16 protein-coding genes are annotated in these 21560 nt (G+C 71.4%); 9 read left to right on the top strand and 7 right to left on the bottom strand.

Annotated elements, in window-relative coordinates:
• The first annotated feature begins 100 nt into the window (after positions 1–100).
• Positions 101–3409: an AfsR/SARP family transcriptional regulator gene (locus tag FOF52_RS14875; RefSeq protein ID WP_248590558.1), complete on the top strand. Its 3309-nt coding sequence runs from the start codon at positions 101–103 to the stop codon at positions 3407–3409.
• Here the strand turns inward: FOF52_RS14875 and FOF52_RS14870 are convergent.
• The gene (locus FOF52_RS14870; protein WP_248590557.1) at positions 3358–4311 is read right to left on the bottom strand and encodes an oxygenase MpaB family protein; all 954 of its coding nucleotides are present in this window, start codon (positions 4309–4311) and stop codon (positions 3358–3360) included. The genes FOF52_RS14875 and FOF52_RS14870 overlap by 52 nt on opposite strands.
• 199 nt (positions 4312–4510) lie before the next feature.
• Between FOF52_RS14870 and FOF52_RS14865 the strand changes: the two genes are divergently transcribed.
• From FOF52_RS14865 to FOF52_RS14850, 4 genes are all read left to right on the top strand, one after another.
• Positions 4511–5296, top strand: coding sequence for a DUF2306 domain-containing protein (locus FOF52_RS14865; protein WP_248590556.1), 786 nt, complete (start codon positions 4511–4513; stop codon positions 5294–5296).
• Positions 5297–5587: 291 nt separating this feature from the next.
• Positions 5588–6646: a glucose-1-phosphate thymidylyltransferase gene (locus FOF52_RS14860; protein ID WP_248590555.1), complete on the top strand. Its 1059-nt coding sequence runs from the start codon at positions 5588–5590 to the stop codon at positions 6644–6646.
• Complete coding sequence (rfbB, locus tag FOF52_RS14855; protein WP_248590554.1) at positions 6643–7671, top strand: dTDP-glucose 4,6-dehydratase; 1029 nt, start codon at positions 6643–6645, stop codon at positions 7669–7671. Before FOF52_RS14860 ends, rfbB begins: the two co-directional genes overlap by 4 nt.
• A 2-nt stretch (positions 7672–7673) precedes the next feature.
• On the top strand, positions 7674–9065 hold the full coding sequence (locus FOF52_RS14850; RefSeq protein WP_248590553.1) for an NDP-hexose 2,3-dehydratase family protein: 1392 nt from the start codon (positions 7674–7676) through the stop codon (positions 9063–9065).
• A 57-nt stretch (positions 9066–9122) separates the two neighbouring features.
• Here the strand turns inward: FOF52_RS14850 and FOF52_RS14845 are convergent, their stop codons facing one another.
• The 6 genes from FOF52_RS14845 to FOF52_RS14820 form a co-directional block, all read right to left on the bottom strand.
• Entirely contained in the window at positions 9123–9695 is a 573-nt protein-coding gene (locus FOF52_RS14845) for an NADPH-dependent FMN reductase (RefSeq protein ID WP_248590552.1), read from the bottom strand.
• Between the two features lie 46 nt (positions 9696–9741).
• Positions 9742–11631 (bottom strand): anthranilate synthase family protein, encoded by a 1890-nt coding sequence (locus tag FOF52_RS14840; RefSeq protein ID WP_248590551.1) that lies wholly within the window; start codon positions 11629–11631, stop codon positions 9742–9744.
• The gene (locus tag FOF52_RS14835; protein WP_248590550.1) at positions 11628–12311 is read right to left on the bottom strand and encodes an isochorismatase family protein; all 684 of its coding nucleotides are present in this window, start codon (positions 12309–12311) and stop codon (positions 11628–11630) included. The genes FOF52_RS14840 and FOF52_RS14835 overlap by 4 nt, the downstream gene beginning before the upstream one ends.
• 169 nt (positions 12312–12480) lie before the next feature.
• Positions 12481–13251 carry a 2,3-dihydro-2,3-dihydroxybenzoate dehydrogenase gene (locus FOF52_RS14830; RefSeq protein WP_248590549.1) on the bottom strand — a complete coding sequence of 257 codons (771 nt, stop codon included), beginning with the start codon at positions 13249–13251 and terminating at the stop codon, positions 12481–12483.
• 59 nt (positions 13252–13310) lie between these two features.
• Positions 13311–14483 carry a 3-deoxy-7-phosphoheptulonate synthase gene (locus FOF52_RS14825; RefSeq protein WP_248590548.1) on the bottom strand — a complete coding sequence of 391 codons (1173 nt, stop codon included), beginning with the start codon at positions 14481–14483 and terminating at the stop codon, positions 13311–13313.
• 157 nt (positions 14484–14640) lie between these two features.
• Positions 14641–15858 carry an IS701 family transposase gene (locus FOF52_RS14820; protein WP_248590547.1) on the bottom strand — a complete coding sequence of 406 codons (1218 nt, stop codon included), beginning with the start codon at positions 15856–15858 and terminating at the stop codon, positions 14641–14643.
• A gap of 274 nt (positions 15859–16132) precedes the next feature.
• Between FOF52_RS14820 and FOF52_RS14815 the strand changes: the two genes are divergently transcribed.
• Genes FOF52_RS14815 through ispG form a run of 4 tightly spaced genes read left to right on the top strand, consistent with a single transcriptional unit; the run spans position 16133 to position 21218 of the window.
• Entirely contained in the window at positions 16133–17107 is a 975-nt protein-coding gene (locus tag FOF52_RS14815) for a 4-hydroxy-3-methylbut-2-enyl diphosphate reductase (protein WP_248590546.1), read from the top strand.
• Entirely contained in the window at positions 17104–18144 is a 1041-nt protein-coding gene (locus FOF52_RS14810; RefSeq protein WP_248590545.1) for a polyprenyl synthetase family protein, read from the top strand. The genes FOF52_RS14815 and FOF52_RS14810 overlap by 4 nt, the downstream gene beginning before the upstream one ends.
• 54 nt (positions 18145–18198) lie before the next feature.
• Positions 18199–20052, top strand: a complete 1854-nt coding sequence (locus FOF52_RS14805; protein ID WP_248590544.1) for a 1-deoxy-D-xylulose-5-phosphate synthase — start codon at positions 18199–18201, stop codon at positions 20050–20052.
• Positions 20053–20069: 17 nt separating this feature from the next.
• A complete protein-coding gene (gene ispG / locus FOF52_RS14800) occupies positions 20070–21218 on the top strand; it encodes a flavodoxin-dependent (E)-4-hydroxy-3-methylbut-2-enyl-diphosphate synthase (protein WP_248593875.1) in 1149 nt (382 codons plus the stop codon).
• The last annotated feature ends 342 nt before the right edge of the window (positions 21219–21560 follow it).

The raw sequence follows: 21560 nt of genomic DNA, 5'->3' as shown, positions 1-21560 counted from the left end.
GACGAGCATGCGCGACAGGGGTTCCGGAAAAGTTCCGGACGGGCTCCGGAGCGGTCGGCGCGGTCGGAGGCGCCCGGCGACGCTGCGTTACGGTGGGAGCATGCGCTTCGGGGTACTCGGTCCGCTGGAGGTGTGGAGCACCGACGGGGAGACGGTCAGGGTTCCCGAGGTGAAAGTGCGTGCGCTCCTCGCCGACCTGCTGGTGAACGAGGGCCGGCCGGTGTCCGCCGACCGGCTCATCGACGACCTGTGGGGCGACGGCGGCCTTCCCGCCAACCCCGTCCGCGTCCTGCGCGCCAAGATCTCGCAGCTGCGCGGGGTCCTGGAGCGGGCCGAGCCGGGAGGACGGAACCGGTTGGTGCTCCGCCCGTCCGGCTACCAGCTCCTCCTCGAAGCCGACGACGTGGACGCCTTCCGGTTCGGCGAGCTGCTGGACCGGGCCCGCCGCAGCGCCGACCCGCGGACCAGGGGAACGCTGCTGGTCGACGCGCTCTCCCTGTGGCGGGGGGAGGCGCTGGCGGACTTCGCCGACCGGGAGTTCGCACGCCCGGCCGTCACCCGCTGGCAGGAACAGCGGCTCGCGGCGCTGGAGGAGCAGGCCGAGACCCGGCTCGCGCTCGGCGAGCACCACCTGCTCGTCGACGAACTCCGCGACCTGGTGGACCGCCACCCGTTCCGGGAACGGCTGCGCGCGGCGCACATGCGTGCCCTGTACCGGAGCGGACGGCAACGCGAGGCCCTGGAGAGCTTCGAGCAGCTGCGTCTCCTCCTCGCCGAGGAACTGGGACTGGACCCGCGGCCGGAACTGGTCGCGCTGCACCGGGCGATCCTGCGGCAGGACCCCGGGCTGGAGGCCGATACCCCCGCCGTCCCGGCGGTGCCGCGCCCCCGGACGAACCTGCCGGCTCCGGTCACCGACCTGGTGGGGCGGGAGCGGCAGATCGACGAGGTGGGCGCCCTGCTGCGCGGGGGCCGACTGGTGACGCTCACCGGACCGGGAGGAGTGGGCAAGACCCGGCTGGCCACGGAGCTGGCCGCCCGGGTGAAGGACGACTTCCCCGACGGAGCGTGGCTGGTCGAGCTGGGCGGACTGCGGCCGATCCGCGGAGCCGACGCGGCGGGCTCCGCGGCGCGGGTGGCCGAGGCGGTGGCCGCGGTGATCGGGGTCCGTGACACCGCCGACGGACGCCTCGCGGAGCGCGACGCCACGCCGGCCGACCGGTTGGCGGACGCCGTACGGGGCAGACGGGCGCTCCTGGTGCTGGACAACTGCGAGCACGTGGTCGAACCGGCGGCAGCCCTGGTGGAGCGGCTGCTGGGGGCGGCGCCGCAGGTGTGCTTCCTGGCCACCAGCCGCGAGGCGCTGGGCCTGTCCGGCGAGCGGGTGTACGAGGTGCCGCCGCTGGAGCTCCCCGATCCCGCCGAGACCGGGGACGGGGCCGCCGTCCGCCGGTCGAGTGCGGTGCGGCTCTTCGCGGCCAGGGCCGCCGCCGCGGCGCCGAACTTCACCCTCGACGAGTGGACCGCGCCGGCGGTCGCGGCGATCTGCCGGAGACTGGACGGGCTCCCCCTGGCTCTGGAGCTGGCCGCCACCCGGGTACGCGCGTTGGGCGTCCACGAGCTGGCGGACCGCCTCGGCGACCGGTTCCGGCTGCTCACCACCGGAAGGCGGGGGGTGCCGCAGCGGCAGCGGACCCTGCGGGCGGTGATCGACTGGAGCTGGGACCTGCTCACCGACCCCGAACGCACGGTGCTGCGCCGCCTCGCGGTCCACGCGGACGGCTGCACCCTGGAAGCGGCCGAGGCGGTGTGCTCGGGGGACGGCATCGCCGCCGCCGACGTCGCGGACCTGCTGGCACGGCTGGTCGACCAGTCGCTGGTGGCGGTCGCGGACGGCCCGGACGGCCTCCGCTACCGGCTGCTGGAGTCGGTGGCGGCCTACTGCGCCGAGCGGTTGGAGCAGGCCGGGGAGGCCGGCACCGTGCGGGAGCGGCACACCCGCTACTACGCCGCCCTGGCCGAACGGGCCGATGCCCTGCTCCGCGGCCGGGACCAGAGGAGGTGGCTGCGCCGCCTCGACGCCGAGAACGCGAACCTGCGTTCGTCGTTCGACGCCGCTGTGCGCCGGGGAGACGCCGACCTCGCCGTGCGCATGGCGAGCGCGCTGGTGTGGTACCGCTACCTCCGGGGCCGCCTCGGGGAGGCGCGCCGCTCCCTGGCCACGGCCCTGGACCTCCCCGGGGGCTCCCCCACGGCCCGGGCCGAAGCCGAGATCTGGCTGCTCGGTGTGGACCTCATGACGCAGGAGCCGGTCGACCCGACCGGGGCGCTGCGGGCCGTGCTCGACGCGCGCGGACGGTTCGACGACCCGGAGGAGTCGGCCCGGGCCGAGTGGTTCGTCGGGATGGCGCTGCTGGGGTTCGGTGCGCTGAGCGAGAGCGAGCGGCTCGTCCGGCGGGCGTTGACGGTCTTCCGCATGAGGGGCGACCGGTGGGGGACGGCCGCGGCGTTGAGCACCAGGGCGTGGCAGGAGCAGGCCCGGGGCGACCTGGGGCGGTGCGAGGCCGACGGCGGGCGCAGCCTGGAGCTGTTCCGCGACCTCGGCGACCGCTGGGGCCAGTTGCAGGCCATGCCGGTCCTGGCACTGCTGGCCGAGGTCGCCGGGGACTACGGGCGGGCCGCACGCCTGCACCGGGACGGACTGCGCGTCGCCGAGGAGATCGGCCTGTGGACGGAGGTGTCCTACCGGCTGTCCGGCCTGGGGCGTATCGCCGTGCTCAACGGCGAGTTCCGCCGGGCCGAAGAGTTCCACCTGCGGGCCAGGCGCGTCGCGGCGGAGCAGGGGGACCGGTTCGGGGAGTCGTTCGCCGAACTCGGCCTCGGCCTGGGAGCACGGCGCGAGGGACGGTTCGAGGAGGCCGAGACGTACCTGCGGAACTGGCTCGAACGGTCCCGTCGCGGGGAGGGGCCCGCGGCCGTGGCGCTGGGCTTCGCCGAACTCGGGTTCCTCGCCGAACAGCGCGGTGACGCCGCGGCCGCTCTGGAGTCGCACACCGCGGGGCTCGCCGCTGCGGAGGCCACCGGCGACCCCCGCGCGGTCGCCCTCGGACTGGAGGGGGTCGCGGGGGCGAGGGCGCTTGCGGGGGACGCCGTCCTCGCGGCCCGCCTGCTGGGAGCCGCCGCCGCTGCCAGGGACTCGGTGGCGGCCCCGCTGCCGCCGGCCGAACGCGGCGACGTCGAGCGGGCCGCGGGGAGGGCGCGTGCGGCCCTGGGGGAGCAGGCGTTCGCCGCGGAGTTCGAGCGGGGAAGGAGGGCGGGACCGGAGGCGGGTCTCGCCTGGGCGAGGCCGTCCCGCTGTCAGGGGCGGCGACTGACGGAGTGGTCCGGTCCCACCTCGGAGATCTCGTAGTCCCCGTCGGGGAACTGCTCGGTGGGAACGGTGTCGGGCATCGCGGACTCGCGGCGCGGCGGCAGCAGCGCCCGCACGTAGCCGGCCCGTAGCCGCAGCGCCAGGTCCACCGCGCGGACGAGCACGGGGGAGGGGTCGCGGAGGCCGAAAGCCCGGCGCAGGTCCGGGCCGACCAGGGCGGGCAGCAGCGCCTCGGCGACCGCGCGGCCCGCGGGGACCAGGAGGGGCGGCAGCCAACCGGTCAGGACGTCGACGATCATGAAGCGGGTCGCCCGCCACAGCTTCGCCGCCTCGGGGGTGTAGGCGAATTCGGCGGCGACGAAGGAGTCGTGGAAACGCACGAACTCGTCGTAGGAGTCGGGGATGTCCTTCAGCCCCATGAGCTCGCCCATCTCGCGGAAGTGCCGGAAGGCGGCGGTGCGCTCGTGGTCGCTGAGCGGGCGCCAGCCGTACCGCTCCACTCCCCGCAGAGTGGTGACCATGGTGGTGGCCAGGACGAACAGGTACTCCTCGTTGGTGATGCGCCACTGCTCACCGCCGCTGTTGACCTGCTTGACCGCGTTGCGGTGGATGCGGTTCATCTGGCGGACCGCCGCCCGCCCCCGGGGGCTGGTGAAACCGTTCCGGAACGTCTCCCACATGAGGATCGACGTGTCGTCCATCCGCTTGGCGGTGTTCTCCGTCAGTTCCCCCGTGCGCACCAGCAGGCGCGCGATGCTCGGCGGGGCGATGCTGTAGTAGAAGCTGATGCTGCCGGACAGCTGCATGTCCCAGGGGAACTCGTAGGCCATGTCGAGCAGCCAGATGTCGCTGTACGACCGCTCCGGGTCCATGCGCTCGATCTCGCGGAGACGCGCGTACCGCCGGAGCCGCCGTCGACCGATCGGGAGGAGCACTGCCATTCGGGAAACCCCCTTCGTCGCGGCACGGGCCGCGGCCATTCTGGTGTCCGGTGGTCCGGGACGCACGCCGACGGGGCGGAGTGTGTCAGCTCGGCACGGTCCGCCGCCCGTTCCGGAGACCTGACAGACTCTGGACACGCAGTGTTCTCATCCGGTCACTCTGGTGGGAGGTGTAGGGGCGAACTCCACTCAGATTCCTATGACCGGAGCGATCGCGTCCGGTCAGCAGGAGGCGATGGACATGCCCGTGGAACACGGACCGAACACGATGGACCCGGCGCGGGGGCTCGGGGAAACCGCCCGGGGAGGACGCCCCTCCTGGTGGCGCCGCCCCTGGGTGATTCCCCTGGTCGCCGTCGTCCTGGCCTTTCTGGTCTACTCCCTGCCCCCCTACCTGACCCTGGACCCGGAGAAGTCGGCGGTGCCTCTCCGGGAAGGAACGGTTCTGCACTACCCGCTCCTGGTGCTGCACATCGCGACGGGAACGGTGGCGATGCTGACCATGTGCCTGCAACTGTGGCCGTGGCTGCGGCGGCGCCACCCCCGCGTGCACCGGGTGAGCGGGCGCGTCCACGTCATCGCCGGGGCGGTCCCCGGTGCGCTGCTGGCACTGGTGCTGGTCCCGTACGCCTTCCCGGGCCAGCCGGTCGGCGCCGTCGGCAACACGCTCTCCTCGCTGCTGTGGCTGGCCGCGGTGGTCGCCGGGGTCCGCGCCGCGCGGCGCAGGCGGTTCGCCGAGCACCGGCGGTGGATGGTCTACGGCTTCGCGCTGATGATGAACATCGTCTGGGGGAGGGTCATCCCGTTCCTGGCCCTGATCCCGGGAGTCGAGATCTCCGACCAGTTCGTCAAGGAGTGGTCGGGCTGGTTGGGGACAGCGGTCAACCTCCTCGTCGCGCACTGGTGGCTGAGTCGCGCCTCGAAGCGGGCTGTGGCACCAGCCCCCGCCGGGGACCAGGTCTCCTCGGCCGTCGGAGTGCGGTGACCTGCGGTCCCGCGGGCCGACGCCCCCGGGGTGCCTCCGGGGCCCGCTCGGAGTGAGCGGGCCCCGGAGACCTGACAGACTCCCCCGGTGCCCGTTGCCCCGGTCGACCGGCCCGAAGAACCTGTTCACTGTGATTCCGGATAAGCGGGTCCCCGGCGATGCGGAGCGGAACGGGATTCGGCCGGTCCGCCCGGGACCGCCGACCCGGGCGCCGATGCGGGTCCCGCCGGTCCGCCCCCGGTGCTTCCGGCGGACCGCCTTCCCGCCCGGCGCCCACGGAAAGGACGTCCAATGAAGGCTCTGGTGCTGTCGGGGGGGTTGGGAACCCGGCTCAGGCCGTTCAGCCATTCGATGCCGAAGCAGTTGATTCCGGTGGCCAACAGGCCGGTCCTGGAGCACGTCCTGGATGACGTCCGCGCCCTGGGGGTGGCGGAGGTGGGCCTGGTCGTCGGCGAACGCGCCGAGCAGATCGAGGAGACCGTCGGCGACGGATCCCGGTTCGGCCTCCGCGTCACCTACCTTTACCAGGAGAAACCCCTCGGACTGGCCCACTGCGTGCTGCTCGCACGGGACTTCCTGGGGGAGGACGACTTCGTCACCTACCTGGGGGACAACGTCCTGCCCGACGGGGTCGCCGAGATCGCGCGGGAGTTCCGGGAGTCCCGGCCCGCGGCCCAGGTCGTCGTGCAGAAGGTCCAGGATCCGCGGGCGTTCGGAGTCGTCGAACTCGGAGCGGACGGCACCGTGCTGCGACTGGTGGAGAAACCCGAGGAACCGAGGAGCGACCTCGCGCTCGTCGGCGTCTACTTCTTCACCCCCGCCATCCACGAGGCCGTCGCCGCCGTCGAACCCAGCGCGCGCGGTGAGCTGGAGATCACCGACGCCCTGCAGTGGCTGGTGGACCACGGGAGACCGGTCCGGGTCGGCGAGTACGACGGCTTCTGGCGGGACGCCGGGGACGTGGAGGGGGTCCTGGAGTGCAACCGCCGACTGCTGGACCGGATGCGGCCCGCCGTCCACGGAGAGGTGGACGACGCCAGTGTGCTGACCGGTCCCGTCGTCGTCGAGCACGGCGCCCGCGTCCTCCGGTCGAGGATCGAGGGCCCGGCGGTCATCGGAAGCGGCAGCGTGGTGGAGGACAGCGGGGTGGGGCGGCACACCTCCATCGGACGGAACTGCGTTCTGCGCGGTGCGGCCGTCACCGGGTCGATCATCCTGGACGGGGCGGAACTGGCCGGGGTCCGCAGGCTGCACGGCTCCGTCATCGGTAGGGGCGCCTCCGTCAGTGCGGCGGGTGCCGGTCGCCGACTGGTGGTCGGGGACCACAGCGACGTGGAGGTTGAGGCATGAGGATCCTGGTCACCGGAGGCGCGGGCTTCATCGGGTCCCACTACGTGCGTTCCCTGCTCGCGGGCCGATACCCCGGAACGGAGGGGGTCAGAGTCACGGTCCTGGACAAACTCACCTACGCGGGGAACCGGGCCAACCTTCCGGAGCACGCACCCCGACTGGAGTTCGTCCACGGCGACGTCTGCGACGCGCGGCTGGTCGGGGAGCTGATGCCGGGGCACGACGCGGTCGTGCACTTCGCGGCCGAGACGCACGTGGACCGCTCCATCGCGGACGCCGACGCGTTCTTCCGCACCAACGTGATCGGCACCCAGGTGCTGCTGGACGCCGCCCTGGCCGCCGGAGTCGAACGCGTGGTCCACGTCTCCACCGACGAGGTCTACGGGTCCATCGACGAAGGCACGTGGAACGAGGAGGAGCCGATGGCGCCCAACTCGCCCTACGCGGCCTCCAAAGCAGCCTCCGACCTGGTGGTCCGCGCCTTCTGGCGGACGCACGGCCTCGACGTCTCCATCAGCCGCTGCTCCAACAACTACGGGCCCTACCAGCACCCGGAGAAGCTCATCCCGCGCTTCGTCACGAACCTGCTGGAGAAGGAGCCGGTCCCGCTGTACGGCGACGGGTTGAACGTCCGTGAGTGGCTGCACGTCGACGACCACTGCCGGGCCGTCCACCTCATCCTCACGAAGGGGAAGGCGGGAGAGGTCTACAACGTCGGGGGCGGGGACGAGCGGACCAACCTCGAAATCACCGAGCGGCTGCTCGAACTGTGCGGTGCGGACCGTACGGCGATCCAGTGGGTGGCCGACCGCGACGGGCACGACCGGCGGTACGCCCTCGACGGGACCAAGATCCGGGAAGAGCTGGGCTACGAGCCGGAGATCCCCTTCGAACGCGGACTGGCCGACACGGTCGCCTGGTACCGCGAGAACGTCGACTGGTGGAAAGCGGTCAAATACGGCGGTGGACGGAACCGGGGCGAGCGGATCGCGGCCTTCGAGACGTCGCCGACCGCCGGAGGGTGACCGTGGCAGTCCAGCGGAACCCCTCCGTGCTGCCGCGTCCCCGCTGGGAACCGGGGACGGCTGAGCGGATGGCCCGTTCGGTGGCGGCCCGGGGGGACGAGAGGACCGTGCGGGAGACCGCGGACTGGGTCGCCGGACGCGCCGCCTCGGAAGGCTTCCGGGTGGAGCCGATCCCCCTGGCCGGGCTCGACGGGTGGCGGTTCGACGAACGGACCGGGAACCTGGCGCACCACAGCGGACGTTTCTTCACCGTCGAAGGCCTGCACGTCACGGTCAGGAACGGGCCGTTCCCCGAATGGTGCCAGCCCGTCATCCACCAGCCGGAGGTCGGCATCCTCGGCATCCTGGCGAAGGAGTTCGACGGGGTGCTGCACTTCCTGATGCAGGCCAAGATGGAGCCGGGCAACCCCAACCTGGTCCAGCTCTCCCCGACCGTGCAGGCCACGTACAGCAACTACACGGGGGCGCACCGGGGAAGGAAGGTCCACCACATCGACTACTTCGTCCAGCCCGGCCGGGGCCGGGTCCTGGTCGACGTCCTGCAGTCGGAGCACGGCGCGTGGTTCTACCGAAAGAGCAACCGGAACATGATCGTCGAGGTGACCGAGGACGTCGCCCCGCACGAGGACTTCCGCTGGCTGACGCTCGGGCAGATCGGCCGACTGCTGCGCCGCGACAACCTGGTGAACATGGACTCGCGCACGGTCCTGTCCTGCGCTCCGGTGCCCGAAGACGGGACCGAGGCCCTGCACACCGACACCGAGCTGCTGTCATGGCTCACCGGGGAGCGGACCAGGTACGGGGTGACGGCCCGGCGCGTGCCCCTGGCCTCCGTGCCGGACTGGGAGCGTGAGGAGTACGCCATCCGCCACCGGGAGGACCGGTACTTCCGGGTGGTCGCCGTGGCGGTGGAGGCGGGCACCCGCGAGGTGGGCAGGTGGACACAGCCGCTGTTCGAGCCGTACCGGCGCGGCGTCATCGCGTTCCTCACCCGCCGTCTCGGCGGTGTCCCGCACGTACTCGTGCACGCCCGGGTGGAGGGAGGGCTTCCCGGCGTGGTCGAACTGGCGCCGACGGTGCAGTGCGATCCGGGCAACTACGCCCACCTGCCCCCCGGGAGGAGGCCCCCCTTCCTCGACGTGGTGCTGTCCGCCCCGCCCGGGCGCGTCCGCTACGAGGCGGTGCACTCGGAGGAGGGCGGACGCTTCCGCGGCGCGGAGAACCGGGTCATGGTGGTGGAGGCGGACGAGGACGAGGCTCCGCTGTCCCCGCCGCCCGGTTACCGCTGGGTGACCCCCGGCCAGTTGCGGGCACTGGTGCGGCACGGCCACTACCTCAACGTCCAGGCCCGCACTCTGCTCGCCTGCCTCAACACCGGTGCCGCCGTCCTGTGAACCCGGAGGAGCGGATGCCGGGGTGCCGGGCCGGTGTGCTTCCGGTCCGGCACCCGGTCAGCGGTTGTACGGGTGCTCAAGTCGTGCGGAGCGCAGCGCGGACCCCCACCACAGCAGGCGGTCCAGCAGGATCTTGGCCGCCGCCTCCGCGCCCTCCCGGTCGACGGGGCGACCGGACGCGTCGAACTTGTCCCACGCGTCATGGAAGCTGACCGTGTCGCGCAGCGGTACCGCGTGCAGGTCGCTGAGCACCGCGCTCACGTGGTCCACGGACCGCAGCGCTCCGCCTCGCCCCCCGTAGGACACGAAACCGACCGGCTTGGCCTGCCACTCCTCGATGTACCAGTCGATCAGGGTCTTCAGGGAGGCCGGGTAGCCCCGGTTGTACTCGGGGACCACCATGATGAAGGCGTCGGCCGCGGCCAGGCGCGGCCGCAGCGCCTCCACCTCCGGAGGCGCGGTGTCGGTGATCCGCATCGGGAGTCCGGCATCGGCCAGATCGACGACGTCGACGTCGAACTGGCCGAAGGAGCGCGCCTCCTCGGTGATCCACTGTGCGACGGTCGGACCGAAACGGCCCTCGCGGATGCTGCCGATGACCACGGCGAGCCGCAGCGGCGTGTTCGTCACGGTTCCTTACTCCTGTCTTGTCGATGGTGGTTGGGGCAGGCCGGTCTCACCGGCCGAGGATCTCCCGGACGGTCCGGGCGAGGAGACGCACACCGTCGTGCGTGAGTACCGACTCGGCATGGAACTGCAGGGAGGCGAACCCGGGACCGCGCAGGGCGTGGATCTCACCCGTCTCCGCGTCGCGGCTCACCTCGACGGTTCCGGTCCCTTCGCACTCCACCTTGTCCTCACTGCTGACGGCGGCGAAGGAGTTGTAGAAACCGACCCGCTCCCGGTGGCCGAACAGGTCGATACGGTGCTGGACCCCCTGGTTGGGGACTGCGCGTCGGTGCAGGGCGAAACCGAGCGTGCGGCTCAGCACCTGGTGGCTCAGACAGACCGCGAGAAAGGGTCTCCGTTCGGCGAGGAGGGTACGTATCGCTGCCTCCAACCTCGCGATCTTGGGATGTGAGCTGTCGCGCGGATCGCCCGGACCCGGGCCCATTACTATCAGGTGGTGCTCGTCGAAGGAGTACGGTTCGTCGAATCGGCGGACCGTGACGGCGAGGCCGATGGACCGGAGCTGGTGCGCCAGCATCGAGGTGAACGCGTCCTCGGCGTCGATCACCAGGGCGCACAGGCCGGCGAGTTCCGGTACGGGCGTGGATTCGGCGTTCCCGTCCAGCCAGAAACTGGAGAGGTGCATGTTGCGCTCGTCCAGGGCTGTGCGGACCGCCGGGTGGTCGGCCAGCCGCGTCGGCCGCGCGGTCTCCAGAGCGGCGAGCAGACCCGCCGCCTTGGCCCTGGTCTCGGCTGCCTCGGCGGCCGGGTCGGAGTGGCGGACGAGGGTGGCGCCCACACCGATGCGCATCCGGCCGTCCGGGGCGATTTCGGCGGTACGGATGAGGATGGCGGAGTCGAGGGTGCGGTCACCCCGCTCGTCATGGCCGATGAGGGCGAGTGCGCCGCTGTAGTAGCCCCGGCCCCGGGGCTCGTGGCGGCTGATGACCCGGAACGCGCTCTCCAGCGGGCTTCCGGTGACGGTCGGGGCGAACATCGTCTCACGCAGGATCTCCCGCGGGTCGCGGCCGGTGTGGCCCTTGATGTAGTACTCGGTGTGCGCCAGCCGGGCCATCTCCTTGAGGCGGGGGCCGTCCACCCGGATCCCGGAGTTGCAGATCCGGGCCATCATCTTGAGTTCCTCGTCGACGACCATGTACAGCTCGTCGGCTTCCTTGCGGTCCGAGAGGAAGAGCATCACCTCGGCGAGGTCGGGGCCCGACGGCGGATAGCGGTAGGTGCCGCTGATCGGGTTCATCACGGCGACGCCCCCGCGCAGGCTGATGTGCCGCTCGGGTGTGGCGCCGACGAAGGTGCGGCCCGCGGCGTGGACGACGAACGTCCAACTGGCGCCGGACTCCTGCTCCAGGAGCCTGCGGAACAGGGTGAGCGCGCTGTGCGGCGTGTAGTCGGCGATTTCGGCGAGGTAGGAGCGTCCGAGGACGAAGTTGGCGCCCTCCCCCTGCCCGATCTCCTCGGCGATGATCCGCTCCACCGCGGCGGCGTAGGCCTCGTCGCTCACGTCGAAGCGTCCGTTCGCCACCCGGATCCCCCAGTCGGGGATCCGGCCCAGGAGGTCCGCGAGTGCCACGGTCTCCTGCGCGGTGACGGTCATCGCGATCAGCGGCGCGCCGTCGTCGTTGCACGGGAGGGCGCGCTCGGTGAGCTGCCGGTAGGGGATGACGGCGAGCACGTCGTGTCCGGCGCGGCCGGTACGGCGGTCGCGAGGGGGCAGCGGGAGAGCGGCCAGCACCTCGGGCGTGGACACCTCGCCGACGAGTACGTCCACGACCTCGGGACAGCTCGTCTCCGGGCGGTACAGCAGGGCGAACGCCGGGGGAGGCGCTGCCAGGATGCTGCCGAGCAGGTCAGCGTTTCCGGTCCCTCCGCCGCTCATGTCCTCGCCTCCACCGCCAACTCCGGGGAGTCCAGGACCGCCGAGCCGAGGGCGGCCAGGAGGGCTGCGGTGGAGGTGACCACCGCACAGCGCTGGGCGGCGTACTCCAGGGCCATGTGGTGGTACTCCGCGGAGAAGTCGGCCACCGCGTCCGCGGGCAGGAACGGCCGGATGTCGTGGGTGAAGGCGTCCACCGCGGTCATCAGAACGCCGACATGGGCGTACACGCCGCAGACGACCAGTTGGTCGCGGTGGTGGGCACGCATCAGTTCCAGCAGGTCGGAACGGTGAAAGGCGCTGTAGCGCCACTTGGTGAGCACCCAGTCGCCGGGGGCCGGGGCCAGCGGCTCCACCACCGCGCGGTCCTGGGGGACGGCGCTCATGCCGGGCCCCCAGAAGTCCTTCAGCAGGCCGCGCTGCTCGTCGGTCATGTTCCCGGGCTGTGTGGTGTAGGCGACCGGGACGCCGAGTGCGGCGCACCGCTCACGCAGCGCCACGCAGTTGCGCAGCAGTGTCCGGCACGGTTCTCCGGCGGAGTCGAAAGGACGGAGGAAGAAACGCTGCATGTCGTGCACGAGCAGCACCGCGCGGTCCGGGTCGACGGTCCAGCACGCGGTGTTGGCGGGCAGGCCGTCCGCTTCCGGCAGGGGGTAGGGCCGGATGGGTGGGATTCCTGTCATGGTCGTCCTCCGCTTGGTCGGGACTGGGTCTGTCTGGTGGGGCCCGGAACGACGGGTCGCTGTCCGGGACGGCGTCGGTGCGCGGTGCAGGCCTTCGTCTGCGGCCCGCGGGCGCCGACGCGGTGGTGCCCCGGCGGTGGCGGACCCACGGCGGTTCGCCGGACAAGGGCTAGCAGCCGAGAGTGGCGCCTCCGTCCACCGTCAGGGTGTGCATGGTGATGTGCGCGGCCTGGTCGGAGAGCAGGAACAGCACCGAGTCGGCGATGTCGGCGGGCTGGGCCAGCCGCTGCAGCGGAATACCCACGCGGTACGCTTCCGGGTCTCCTCGGAGCGTCGCGGCCGGGCCGGACGCGTCGTGCCACATGGACCGCAGCATCGGGGTGTCGGTCGATCCCGGCGCGACGACGTTGCACCGGATGCCGTATGCGGCGAGTTCCAGACCGAGACACCGGGTGAACGCCGTCGCGGCGGCCTTGGAGGCCGCGTAGGCGGCCATGCCCATGCGTGCCGTCCCCGCGGCGTTGGAGGCCACGGTGACGATGGCTCCGCGCCGGCGCGGGACCATCCGGCGCGCGGCGGCACGGGAGGTGTGGAACACCCCGGTGGCGTTGACCGCGAAGGTGGCGGACCAGTCGTCGTCGGTGAGGTCCCGCACCCCGCCGAGACGGAGTACTCCAGCAGCGTTGACCAGGGAGTGCAGGGGGCCCAGGGTCCGTTCCACCTCCCGCACCACCCCCTCGACCTCGGAGGCCAGGCTCACATCGGCGGCGAACGCCTCGACACGTGCCCCGTCCGCTCTGAGCTTGTCCACCAGGGTGCGTAACTGCTCGGCGTCCCGGTCGACGGCGGCCACCGTGGCGCCTCGCTCGCCCAGTGCCCTGGCGACGGCCGCGCCGATTCCGCTGGCGGCCCCGGTCACCAGGGCGACACTGTCCTCCATGTGCTGCTCCTCTCTGGACGGATTCGGTACTGGACGCCTCCCACCCGGACGGCCGGGGGTCAGTGCAGCCAGGCAGCCGCCACGGCGACGGCCTGGTCCGGGTTCAGCCGCGGGTCGCAGAGGCTGGTGTACTTGGCGGGGACCCGGTCGACGTGGAAGCGGTCGGGGACGCACTCGGTGACGTCCTGCGGGGTGGCCTCCAGGTGGAGCCCTCCGGGGACACCGCCGGCTGACCGCACCGCCGAGTGGAACTCCTGGACCTCGCGGACGATCGCTTCCACGTAGCGGGTCTTGAGGCCGGACGGGGTCCTCACGGTGTTGCCGTGCATGGGGTCGGTGAGCCAGACCACCGGATGCCCTGCGGCGCGGACGGCCTCGACGAGCGGGGGAAGCCTGCGGGCCACGACGCCGGCCCCCATGCGGGCGATGAGGGTGAGCCTCCCCGGCACCCGCCGCGGGTCCAGCCGCTCGCAGACCTCCAGCAGTTCGTCGGTCTCCGTCGTGGGGCCCACCTTGCAGGCCACAGGGTTGGCGATGCCGGAGAGCAGAGCGATGTGCGCGCCGTCCGCGCTCCGGGTGCGCTCGCCCACCCACGGCCAGTGCGTGGAGGCGAGCAGGACGCGTCCGTCGCCGGTCCGGCGCAGCAGCGGGACCTCGTAGTCGAGCAGCAGCGCCTCGTGGCTGGTCCACACGGGGGCGTCGGCGTCGTGGCGCGGGAGGTCCGGACGCCAGCCCAGGTGCCCCATGATCTCGGCGGCGGCCCGATAGCAGGCGACCAGCCGGAGCGGGTCGGGCCTGCGCAGTTCGGGGTCCGGTTCGGGGCTGTTGACCAGGTGTCCGCGGTAGACGGGGAGCTCCCGGCCGCCGACCGTCTCGGTGGAGCGCGAGCGCGGCTTGCCGAACTGCCCGGCGATGCGTGCGGCGCGGACGACGGGCTTGCCCGAGGCGGAGCCGACCATGCGGGCCAGGGTCTCGACCAGACCGGTCTTGGCCGCCACGTCGGCGGCGGTGCTCTCCGCCGGGTCCTCGGCGCAGTCCCCGGCGAGGACGACCAGAGCCTCCCCTGCGGCCACCCGGGCGAGGAGGAGGCGGAGCCGGTCCACATCCTCCGGGCGGACCAGGGGAGGAAGCAGGGCGAGTTCTCGGCGTGCCGCCGGGAGGCGGGGGTCGTCGGCCCAGTCGGGCTGCTGCGGGGCTGGTCCCAGGCGGGTGACCGGAAGACCGGAGTACACTTGCTCCTCCACGTGTGAGGGGAAAAGGGTGAGCGCAGCGGTGCCGGCCGGGGGCCGCGGGGCCCTGCTCCGTCCGGGGCGGGGAAGGGCCGCCCGGGAGGTCACACGGCTCCGGGACGGACGGCGGTCGGCCGCGCCCCCGGGGCGGCCGGGGCGGTCAGGAGGCATGGCCCACCAGGTCCGCCGGCGTTGAGGACAGCGCGACGACGGCGTGCGCGGCCGATGCGAGGGTGACGTGGCGGTGCCATCCGCTGAACGATCGGCCCACGTAGTCGCGTATTCCGACGTGCTCGGAGATCGTCTCGAAGTCCCGGTCGACGGCCCGGACGAATCCGCTCATCCAGGGGACGGCGGTGGCGGCCCACGACGCGGGCAGGGAGGTCGCCCACAGTTCGGTGAGCCACTCCGCGCCGATCCCGCCGATCCCGACGAGTACGGTGTCCCTGCCGCAGTCGGGATGGCTGCGGACCCGCACCGCGGCGACCAGCGCGGTCCGCCGGACCGGGCGTGGACCGCGCTCCCGCCACGTCACCGGCCTGCGGAGTTCCCGAGCGGCACGCATGATCTGGGCGGCCGGCAGTATGTTGCCGCGGTGCCCGGTGAGTGCCTCGTCGACCACGGTCAGCGGCAGGTCTCCGGGGACTCGGACCATCGAGCTGAGCCCCTCGGCGGTGAGCCGCCGCAGGGTCGGCAGGGGGTTCGCCTCGCCGATGTCCACCACCACGGGCCGGGGCGGCAGACCCCAGTCGGCCAGGGCCTCCCGGCACATCTCCACCGCGCAGTCACCCAGTGGCCTGGGAGGTGCGGGACGGGGGGAGGGGACACCGCAGTCGGAGACGTCGTGCCACTGCTCGGGAAGGCGCAGGTGCCAGTTGAGTGGGACGCCGGTTCTGTCCGAGACGGCCCAGAGGCCGACGGCCTGCTGTGCGTTCAACACCTGGCCGTCCACCGGGGAGAAGTACCGGCCCACTCCGACGGAGTGCTGACCGGTCTTGGGAATGACCATCGGACGCACCACCCAGGCCAGCGGCGGGGCGACACGCGCCAGGTAGCCGGCGAGTGCGGCCCGGACCGGCGACCATTCCCAGGTGGAGTTGCAGATGAAGTGGTGCAGGCTCTGGCCCGTCCCGCTACCGCCCAGCAGAGCAGCCATGTTCCGAATCGACTTGCGTCCGGGGGTGCGCAGCAGGCCACGCAGATAATCGAGCCCCCTGCGGCGCTGGTCGCTGCGCCGAAGTGACGCGAACAGTGTTTCGGAAAGTTCTTCGAATACTGGCTCGGAGAGATTTCCCGAATATTTGCGCGGCTGGACCGGAGTGGTTGCTCCAGCATGTTTCTGCAGGTCGCCGACTGCTTCTTGGGTGATGGTATTCATGCTGCCCCCGGTTCGGTGTGGCGGCTGGCACACCTGGTGGACAAAAAGGCCCGGCTTTCTCTGGACTGGAGAAAGAATAGGAATTAGGGGTTTGCTTGGTAAGTAGCAAATCAAAGGCAATAATCTGTTGGCAGGGGTGTGGCTACACATGGCTACTTCCTGTCTGTGTGCCCTGGATTGTTTGACTTCGAGGTAACCGGAATCGCACAGTCAAGGAGCCGGAATCCGTGCGGGAATGCAGCGGACATCCATCTAGGTTGAAGGTGAAGCGGAGATGCTTCCTGCGAAGAAGGTGCTCCTGGCCGAGCCCCGAAGTTTCTGCGCAGGGGTGCGACGGGCGATATCCATCATCGAGCTGGCGCTCGAACGCCACGGCGCCCCTGTCTACGTGCGCAAGGAGATCGTGCACAACCATTACGTCGTGCGACAGCTGAGACAGCGGGGCGCGGTGTTCGTCGACTCGGAGGAAGAGGTCCCTGAGGGCGCGGTGTGCGTGTTCTCGGCACACGGGGTCTCCCCCCAGGTACGCCGGAACGCGGAGGACCGCCGGTTGGACGTGATCGACGCCACCTGCCCCCTGGTGTCCAAGGTCCACCAGGAAGCGCTGCGCTTCTCCCGGGAGGAGCGCACCCTGCTGCTGGTAGGACACGCCGACCACGAGGAGGTGGAAGGCACCTACGGACACGCGCCCGACCGGACGGTCATCATCGAGACGGTCGAGGACGCCCGGCAGCTCGACCTGCCCGCCGACACCCCCGTCGCCTACCTCACCCAGACGACCCTCTCGGTGGACGAGACCAGGGACATCATCGACACCCTCCGCAGCCGCTTCACCGACCTGCGTGGACCGGCCACGGACGACATCTGCTACGCCAGCCAGAACCGGCAGGACGCGATCAAGGCGATCGCTCCCCGCAGCGACCTGGTGCTGGTGGTGGGGTCGCGCAACTCAAGCAACTCCAACCGGATGGTCGAGGTGGCCCGCCGTATGGGCGTCCCCGCCCACCTGGTCCCCGAGGCCGGCGAACTCGACCCGGCCTGGCTCGACGGTGTGCGGACGGTCGGGGTGAGCGCGGGCGCCAGTGCCCCCGAGACCCTCGTCGAGGAACTCATGGAACGACTGGCCGTGTTCGGATTCGAGGACGTGGAGATCGAACAGGTCGCGCGCGAGGACGTCGTCTTCTCCCCGCCGGCCAGGCTCACCCGACAGGACGCGGAGAGCTCCCTGAGCAGGGGAGGGAGAGCATGACGAGCACCGCTGCAGATGTCCGGGCACTGCGCAACCGCCTCATGGAACAGGTGGAGGCGCGACTCACCGACCTCCTGGACACCGAACGGAAACGGTGGGCCGAGGTCGACCCGCGGGCCGCGGTACCGGTCGACGCCGTGGCCGACCTGGTGGCGGCGGGGGGTAAACGGCTCCGCCCGGCCTTCTGCGTCAGCGGGTACCTGGCGGCGGGCGGCGACCCCGGGGACAGGGCCGTCGTGGACTGCGCGGCCGCACTGGAACTGGTCCATGCCGGTGCGCTCATCCACGACGACGTACTGGACGCCTCCGATCTGCGCCGGGGAGCCCCGGCCGTCCACACCCGGTACACCGCCGAGCACCGCTTCCGCGGATGGCGGGGGGAAGCCCGCCGGTACGGGGAGGGGACCGCGATCCTCTCCGGCGACCTGGCGAACATCCTCGCCGACCGCCTCACCCAGAGCCTTCCCGCGCGAGCCCGGCCGCTGTGGAACGAACTGCTCACCGAGATCATCATCGGCCAGTTCCTGGACGTGACGGTCGCCGCCGAGGGCGTCGTCGACCCGGAACTGTCCCGGTGGATCGCGGTGTGCAAGTCGGGCCGCTACAGCATCCACCGTCCGCTGCTCCTGGGCGCCCTGGTCGCCGGGCGGGAGGACCTGGCCGCCACCTTCGAAGAGTACGGCGAGGCCCTGGGGGAGGCGTTCCAGCTCCGCGACGACCTGATCGACGCCTTCGGGCGGAGCGAGGCGGCGGGCAAACCGGTGGGCCTCGACCTGGAGCAGCACAAGATGACCCTGCTGCTGGCTCTGGCGGTCCGCCGGGACCCCCGGGTCCGGGAACTCGTCGACTCCCCGGAGTGGGACGTCCCCGCGCTACGCGACCTGCTGTCCGGAAGCGGCATCAGAACGGAGATCGAACGCCGCATCGACGGCCTCGTGGCACGCGCCGTCGCAGCGGTCAACCAGGCGGAACTGGACGAGGCCTGGCGCGGCGAACTGGTCGTGATGGCGAGGGAGGTCGCCTACCGGGACCGCTGAGGCCACGGCCCGCCTCTTCCGGCTCACCGGCACGCAGCCCAAGGAGTGATCAAGATGAGCCTGTTGGAGACGGTGGACGGTCCCGCGCAGCTGCGTGGGATGACCATCACGGAGCTGACCGAACTCGCCGGGGAGATCCGCGAGTTCCTGATCGAACACGTTTCGCGGACCGGGGGGCACCTCGGTCCCAACCTCGGCGTGGTGGAGTTGACCATAGCCCTGCACACGGTCTTCGAGTCCCCGCGTGACCGTCTGCTCTGGGACACCGGACACCAGTCCTACGTGCACAAACTCCTCACCGGGCGGCAGTCCGGATTCGACCGGCTGCGGCAGGCGGGCGGGCTGTCCGGCTACCCCTCGCGGGCGGAGTCCGAGCACGACCTGGTGGAGAATTCGCACGCCTCGACCGCCCTGTCCTACGCGGACGGCCTCGCCCGGGCCGACGCCTACCGGGGGCACACCGACCGGGCGGTCGTGGCGGTCATCGGTGACGGCGCGATGACCGGGGGAATGGCCTGGGAGGCGCTCAACAACCTCGCAGACGGTCCGGACCGGCCGCTGGTCATCGTCCTCAACGACAACCAGCGCTCCTACGCACCCACGAGGGGAGGAGTCGCGGACCACTTCAGTGCGCTGCGCGCCGGACACGACGGGCCCGGAGTCTTCGAGCAGCTCGGACTGGCCTACACGGGTCCGGTGGACGGACACGACATCGGGGCTCTCCAGGAGGCGCTGCGCCGGGCCCGCGCGCTGGGGCGGCCGGTGGTCGTGCACGTCGTGACCGAGAAGGGCCGCGGCTTCGTCCACACGGAGAACAACGAACTCGACCGCGGACACACGGTGAAACCGATGGACCCGCGCACCGGGAAGGCGCTGGCCCCCTCGACGAAGGGGCGCTCGTTCACCTCCGTCTTCGGGGAGCGGATCGTCGAGATCGCGGCAGAGCGCCCGGACGTCGTGGCGATCACGGCGGCCATGCTGGAGCCGACGGGACTGCTGCCCATGCGGCAACGCTTCCCCGACCGTGTCATCGACGTGGGAATCGCGGAACAGCATGCGGTGACCATGGCCGCGGGGCTGGCCATGGGAGGTGTCCACCCCGTGGTGGCCGTCTACTCCACGTTCGTCAACCGGGCGCTCGACCAGGTGCTCATGGACGTCGCCCTGCACCGCTGCGCGGTGACGTTCGTGCTGGACCGTTCGGGGATCACCGGTAACGACGGCCCCAGCCACAACGGCATGTGGGACATGTCGGTCCTGCAGGTGGTGCCGGGACTGCGCATCGCCGCGCCGCGCGACGGCGCGCGGCTGGCCGAACTGCTCGACGAGGCCGTGGCCTGGTCGGAGGGGCCCACCCTGGTCAGGTTCCCCAAGGGACCGACCGGGGAGGACCTGCCGGCCGAGATGACCTTCGCCGGGATGGACGTGCTGCGGCGGTCCGGCTCGCTGGACGTGCTGGTCGTCTCGGTGGGAGCGCTGGCGCGGGTCGCCCTCGGGGTGGCCGAGGGGATCCGCGCCCAGGGGATCGGTGTGACGGTGATCGACCCGCGCTGGGTGTCACCGGTCAACCCGGGGTTGGCCGACGTGGCACGCAGACACCGACTGGTGGTCACCATCGAGGACAACAGCCGGATCGGCGGGATCGGGGCGACGATCTCCCAGACACTGCGCGACGCCGGGGTGTCCACCCCCCTGCGGGAGTTCGGTGTCCCCCGACGCTTCCTCGGTCACGGAAGCAGGGACGACGTGCTGTCCGAGTGCGGCCTGACCGTCCAGGACATCTCCCTGGCCGTGGTCGGGGCAGTGGCCGACCTGGACGGCGGGAACGGCTACAGCACCCTGGACGGGATCGACGGCGCACTGGCGCGGTTGCTGCTGAGGCACCGGAGCGGAAAGGAGGAACGGTGACGGGGATACCGCTGGGGATGCCGAAGGTCCGCGATCCCGACGGGGCGGCACTGGCCGAACGTCGTCAGTCGCGGCGGATCATGGTGGGTGACGTTGCGGTGGGGGGCGATGCTCCGATCTCGGTGCAGTCGATGACCACCACGGTGACCGCCGACATCAACGCCACGCTGCAGCAGATCGCGGAGCTGACCGCCGCGGGGTGTCAGATCGTGCGGGTGGCGGTGCCCAGTGCCGATGATGCCGAGGCGTTGCCGGTCATCGCGCGCAAGTCGCAGATCCCGGTGGTCGCCGACATCCACTTCCAGCCCAGGTACGTGTTCGCCGCGATCGAGGCGGGCTGTGCGGCGGTGCGGGTCAACCCGGGCAACATCAAGAAGTTCGACGACCGGGTCGGGGAGATCGCCAAGGCCGCGTCCGAGGCCGGGGTGCCGATCCGTATCGGCGTCAACGCCGGCTCACTGGACAGGCGGCTGCTGGCCAAGTACGGCAGGGCCACGCCCGAGGCGCTGGTGGAGTCGGCGCTGTGGGAGTGCTCGCTGTTCGAGGAGCACGGTTTCCGCGACATCAAGATCTCGGTCAAGCACAACGACCCGGTGGTCATGGTCCAGGCCTACCGGCTGCTGGCCCAGCGCTGCGACTATCCGCTGCACCTGGGGGTGACCGAGGCGGGCCCGGCCTTCCAGGGCACCATCAAGTCTGCGGTGGCGTTCGGCGCGCTGTTGGCCGAGGGGATCGGCGACACCATCCGGGTGTCGCTGTCGGCGCCGCCGGCTGAGGAGGTCAAGGTCGGCGCGCAGATCCTGGAGTCGCTGGGGTTGCGCCAGCGCGGGTTGGAGATCGTGTCCTGTCCCAGTTGCGGGCGTGCGCAGGTGGATGTCTACACGTTGGCTGACCGGGTCACCGCGGGGCTGCAAGGGCTGGACGTGCCGCTGCGGGTGGCGGTGATGGGGTGTGTGGTCAACGGTCCCGGGGAGGCGCGTGAGGCCGACCTGGGGGTGGCCTCGGGCAACGGCAAGGGGCAGATCTTCGTCAAGGGCGAGGTGATCAAGACCGTGCCGGAGTCGCAGATCGTGGAGACCCTGATCGAGGAGGCTCTGCGCATCGCCGAGGAGATGCGCGCCGAGGGTGTGGCCTCCGGCGAACCCAGCGTCGACGTGGCAGGCTGACCCCCGCAGACGGGACGGCAAAACCGGGACACCGGTCGTCCGCCGGAAATTCCGGTTTCCCGGGAAGCGACTGTTATCCGTTCGATTCGGCAAAGATGAAACACCTAAAGAGGCAGCCCTGAACCACCGGGGCCGCCTCTTCTTTCTCTGTATTCACACCGGACCGGAGTTTCCCCGGCGGTGTCTTTGTGCCGGCACCTCCGGAGGGGCCTCACCTTGGAGGGAGCAGGACGACCTGATGGGAGTTCTTGGAGGAAGTGGGAGGGGATGGGAGGTGATGAGGCGGCTCGGGGGTGATGGATGGGAAAAGAACTCCTTGTTCCCCTGTGGAGTTTTGGTGGC

Source organism: Thermobifida alba (assembly GCF_023208015.1).
GTDB classification, from domain to species: Bacteria; Actinomycetota; Actinomycetes; order Streptosporangiales; family Streptosporangiaceae; genus Thermobifida; species Thermobifida alba.
This window is presented reverse-complemented; position numbering and strand designations above follow the sequence as displayed.

What these genes read in the sequence shown, in the direction of transcription:
- FOF52_RS14875 (WP_248590558.1), top strand. Translation starts at nt 101, where the DNA reads ATGCGCTTCGGGGTACTCGGTCCGCTGGAGGTGTGGAGCACCGACGGG.
- FOF52_RS14870 (WP_248590557.1), bottom strand. Translation starts at nt 4,311, where the DNA reads ATGGCAGTGCTCCTCCCGATCGGTCGACGGCGGCTCCGGCGGTACGCG.
- FOF52_RS14865 (WP_248590556.1), top strand. Translation starts at nt 4,511, where the DNA reads ATGACCGGAGCGATCGCGTCCGGTCAGCAGGAGGCGATGGACATGCCC.
- FOF52_RS14860 (WP_248590555.1), top strand. Translation starts at nt 5,588, where the DNA reads ATGAAGGCTCTGGTGCTGTCGGGGGGGTTGGGAACCCGGCTCAGGCCG.
- rfbB (WP_248590554.1), top strand. Translation starts at nt 6,643, where the DNA reads ATGAGGATCCTGGTCACCGGAGGCGCGGGCTTCATCGGGTCCCACTAC.
- FOF52_RS14840 (WP_248590551.1), bottom strand. Translation starts at nt 11,631, where the DNA reads ATGAGCGGCGGAGGGACCGGAAACGCTGACCTGCTCGGCAGCATCCTG.
- FOF52_RS14835 (WP_248590550.1), bottom strand. Translation starts at nt 12,311, where the DNA reads ATGACAGGAATCCCACCCATCCGGCCCTACCCCCTGCCGGAAGCGGAC.
- FOF52_RS14830 (WP_248590549.1), bottom strand. Translation starts at nt 13,251, where the DNA reads ATGGAGGACAGTGTCGCCCTGGTGACCGGGGCCGCCAGCGGAATCGGC.
- FOF52_RS14820 (WP_248590547.1), bottom strand. Translation starts at nt 15,858, where the DNA reads ATGAATACCATCACCCAAGAAGCAGTCGGCGACCTGCAGAAACATGCT.
- FOF52_RS14815 (WP_248590546.1), top strand. Translation starts at nt 16,133, where the DNA reads ATGCTTCCTGCGAAGAAGGTGCTCCTGGCCGAGCCCCGAAGTTTCTGC.
- FOF52_RS14810 (WP_248590545.1), top strand. Translation starts at nt 17,104, where the DNA reads ATGACGAGCACCGCTGCAGATGTCCGGGCACTGCGCAACCGCCTCATG.
- FOF52_RS14805 (WP_248590544.1), top strand. Translation starts at nt 18,199, where the DNA reads ATGAGCCTGTTGGAGACGGTGGACGGTCCCGCGCAGCTGCGTGGGATG.
- ispG (WP_248593875.1), top strand. Translation starts at nt 20,070, where the DNA reads ATGCCGAAGGTCCGCGATCCCGACGGGGCGGCACTGGCCGAACGTCGT.